The sequence below is a fragment of the Duganella sp. 3397 genome (assembly GCF_031456625.1).
GTDB classification, from domain to species: domain Bacteria; phylum Pseudomonadota; class Gammaproteobacteria; order Burkholderiales; family Burkholderiaceae_D; genus Rugamonas; species Rugamonas phyllosphaerae.
Genome location: NZ_JAVDVB010000016.1, coordinates 1 through 3,455, shown reverse-complemented (window position 1 = coordinate 3,455; position 3,455 = coordinate 1). Strand labels below are relative to the sequence as shown.

Here is a 3,455-nt window from a genome sequence, read left to right as displayed (position 1 = left end):
CCCATCCCGAACAGGACCGTGAAACGACTTTGCGCCGATGATAGTGCTGCAACCAGTGTGAAAGTAGGTTATCGTCAGGCTAGTTATATAGAAAACCCCTCATCAGCCTCAGCGCGCTCAAGATCGCGCTGAGTGCAGATGGGGGTTTTTCGCTTTGGGCGTCGCTTTATGATCACCCGGCACGCTGTAAGCTCATCACAAAACTCACACCACCGTCGAGATTGTGCGCGGCGATCGTAGCGCCCATTTTTGCCATATACGTCTTGGCCACGAATTGTCCTTGCCCGCGACTGCCACCGGCACCCGATTCTGCTTGTCCGATACACCGTACTCGAAGATATTGCCGATCATCTCGGGCGCGATGGGTGGAACTTGATTGTGAATCGTGATGGTCGCGCCGGTGTCGCCGGCTGCCAGCGTGATCGTGATCGGGCTTTCCTGTAACCGATAGCGCTCGGCGTTGCGCAGCACATGGGTAACCACGTCTTCCAGCGAATAGTCGTCAGCCCTTGCCAGCAATGCGTCCGGCCCGTCGAAGTGCGCCTTCTCGATACCGATGCACGGCCCATTGTCGGCCACGTGGCGCAGGCAAGCGGCGCGGACTCGATCCAGGCGCGCAGCTGATTGCTGGTCGGGAGATCGCCCTCGATGACGGCGACTTTGGCCATGCTGTGCTCCGCTGCTTGTCAATCCAGGAAGTATCGATGGTTTTAGCGTAAAAGTCACAGAGCAGCCTGTGAGGAGTTCTTCACACGCGCGGAAGAGAGACGGCTGGCGTCGGCGTTGTTACTTCCACACTACTGGGTGCACCATGCTTATGTCGGTGCGCTACGCTCTGAACGCCGATCGCGTGGCCGGGATTGCCCAGTCGCTGCCGCCCGATATCAATGGCGCCATCGTCGAACCTGCAGTGCAGGGTGTGATGGCAGCCGATGGCATCACGCTGCGCGGCATCACCATCGGCAAGATCGCGCTGCCCGAGGAGTACCAAGTGGGCATGGAAAAAGCTGCTGGCCAAAGAACTGCATAACGAAAAGATGCGCTACACGCTCGAGATCAAGGAAAAGCAGGTGGAGCAAAGCGCGCTGGAGGCGGACGCCGACAAGATCCGCCGCGAAAAAGCTGCCGAAGCGGCCGGCACTGAGCAGATCATCGCCGCCCGTGCACAGGAGCAGGCCATGGCGCACTTACCGCCTTTCAAGCAGAAGCAGATCGAACAGCGCCGGCTGGAAGCGGAGGCCGACAAGACCGCGCGCATCAAGACGTCTGAAGGCAATGCCCAGGCGCGCCTGATCGAAGCGACCGGTGAAGCCGATGCGCGGCGCAAGCTGGCTGACGCCGAAGCCTATCGCCAGGACACCATCGGCAAGGTGGCTGCTGGGTAGATGCAGCGCGAAGTTGAACTGATTGCCCGCAATCCGCTCTTGATCCAGAAAACCATGGCCGACAAGCTGTCGGACAAGTTCGCGGTCATCATCGCCCCGCCACCGGCCGATGGCGGCTTTATCGGCGCGTCGTTGCTGGGCGGTGCCAAGGCGGGCGAATAATCATGTCGCTCTTTGCCACTGCCGTCATTCTGGCCATCGTCACGCGGGACCAGGCCGCGCTGCGCGCCGCGCCCAAGGACAGCGCCCAGCAGCAGGCCGTCCGGTGGCAGGGCGACAGCCTGGAGATACGCGGCGAGCGGCAGGACTCCTGCAAGTGTATGACCACCGCCGCGAACGGGCCGGCTATATCCGCACCGCGTAGGTGCGCAGGATATCGCTGGCGCCGGTCGATGCGCCGGAGCTGCTGTCGGTGGTGCGCTTCCTGCGCGATACGCCAGGCGCCGAATCGCTGGGCATCAGTTATGTTGCTGCCTACCTGAAGGCGGCGCCGGCGGCGGCCATTACCGCCGAACCATTCGATGCCTTGAGCGGCATGGCCGAACGGCTGGCGCGGCGCGCCTCGTCGCGCCAGAGCAAGCAAGGTGATGTCGTGATTGCCGCGCACCTGGAGGCGGTGGCCAATTACGTCGTAGTCGTCCGCAGGCGGGAGGAGAAGGGCGCATGCAGCTGTGCTACGACGGCGAAGCATTTCGCCGCGTGCTGGCGATGCAACCGACGCCGCCGCAACGCGCGGCGGCCGCGATGGGACTGACGCGCACCGAGTGCGTCGATCCCGCACTCGGCCCCGGCTCCTGCGCGACCCTTGACGTGTGGCGTGCGGAAGTGCTCGACCGCGTGCAGCTGGCCGAGCTCGCGCCCTACCTGCGCAACCGGGTCCGCATACGCCGCGCGGCAGTGTGGTCATCAGTGGCATTCGCGCAGGCCCGCAAGGGCGAATCCGCGATGCAGTCCGCCCGGCGTGCGCTCGACGAAATTGGGCTGTTTGAGCCGGCGGAGCTGACCGAGGATGACGCCACCGCGTTTGCCGAGACGGGCGTACGCGTTGGCAGCGTGAGGTGGGCTGCTGAACAGCATGTCGGCAGCGCCGTCATCTGCGGCGAGGCTTAGGGTAATGACGATCGCCGGCGCACCAGGCGAAACCTGCGTGCTCCTGGTGGACGCAAAACACGACCAGCAACATCCCTGGTGCGCCGTTGCATTTAGGGCGTGGTGTGGCAGGCATCGGCGCGAGCCAACGCGCAGCGCACGGCATTGGCGCTGGCTGTGCAGCCGGTGGATGGCTGGGGCGAGATGTGGCTGTTCCATCAGACCGGCGCCGGCTGGATGGTGTACGTACTGCCGCCAGCCGCTACCGAGTCTGGCGTGGGCAATGCGGAATTCGCCGGCTGGGTGCCCGGCACACAGAGCATGCTGGTGGCGCGAGAAGCCCGGATCGCCACCCGCTACAAGCGCAGCTTCGAGCTGGTGGCGATCGATACCCTGGCCACGCTGAAGTCTGCCGACAGGCCATCGTCGCTCAGTCAGTTCTATGGCTGGCAAGACCCTGCCTGGAAGCGCCAGATCTTGGCCTTGCGCTAGAGTGAGAAAATGATTTAACAAAAAGCTTGTCATGTGTGTTGTGCCTTGGCTATAATTCGACCCCTCGCAAGACACCGCACACAGTGCAGCGTTAAGCGGGACAGGTAGAGAAAAAGAAGTGCTTGACGAAATATCCGAAACGCTTCATAATCTTGCCTCTTCGCTGATGAACAAAACGCTTCTTCAGCTAGCAAGACCGCAGTACCAAACAAAGTTCTTTAAAAATTAACAGTCGATAAGTGTGGACGTTTGATGAAAGTGCACGCAGCACTAGTTGCTGTGATACTTAACATATCAAATGTTCACAAGAATTAATGAAATAGGCGCTATGAAAATAGTGGCCTGTCAGTATTTTGAGTGAGCGACCCCTTAGCAATAAGGGTGCTACGAAAGTAGCAAATAAACAGAGATTAAACTGAAGAGTTTGATCCTGGCTCAGATTGAACGCTGGCGGCATGCCTTACACATGCAAGTCGAACGGCAGCGCGG

General features: G+C 60.9%; 4 protein-coding genes, 1 rRNA gene and 1 pseudogene. 5 read left to right on the top strand and 1 reads right to left on the bottom strand.

Annotated features, from left to right (window positions below):
• Positions 1-204: 204 nt before the first annotated feature.
• Positions 205-579, bottom strand: coding sequence for an ATP-binding protein (locus J2X54_RS25645; RefSeq protein WP_310184692.1), 375 nt, complete (start codon positions 577-579; stop codon positions 205-207).
• A gap of 238 nt (positions 580-817) precedes the next feature.
• Here J2X54_RS25645 and J2X54_RS25640 point away from each other — a divergent pair.
• From J2X54_RS25640 to J2X54_RS25620, 5 genes and pseudogenes are all read left to right on the top strand, one after another.
• Positions 818-1,547, top strand: a pseudogene (locus J2X54_RS25640) (prohibitin family protein); the annotation flags it as partial.
• 202 nt (positions 1,548-1,749) lie between these two features.
• Positions 1,750-2,139 (top strand): hypothetical protein, encoded by a 390-nt coding sequence (locus tag J2X54_RS25635; protein WP_310184690.1) that lies wholly within the window; start codon positions 1,750-1,752, stop codon positions 2,137-2,139.
• Positions 2,049-2,495 (top strand): hypothetical protein, encoded by a 447-nt coding sequence (locus J2X54_RS25630; protein ID WP_310184688.1) that lies wholly within the window; start codon positions 2,049-2,051, stop codon positions 2,493-2,495. The genes J2X54_RS25635 and J2X54_RS25630 overlap by 91 nt, the downstream gene beginning before the upstream one ends.
• 99 nt (positions 2,496-2,594) lie before the next feature.
• Positions 2,595-2,966, top strand: a complete 372-nt coding sequence (locus tag J2X54_RS25625) for a hypothetical protein (protein WP_310184686.1) — start codon at positions 2,595-2,597, stop codon at positions 2,964-2,966.
• A gap of 412 nt (positions 2,967-3,378) precedes the next feature.
• Positions 3,379-3,455: ribosomal RNA gene (locus tag J2X54_RS25620) — 16S ribosomal RNA — on the top strand; the annotation flags it as partial.

Excerpts from the sequence above, each read along its gene's own strand:
- J2X54_RS25630 (WP_310184688.1), top strand. The coding sequence starts at position 2,049 with ATGCAGCTGTGCTACGACGGCGAAGCATTTCGCCGCGTGCTGGCGATG.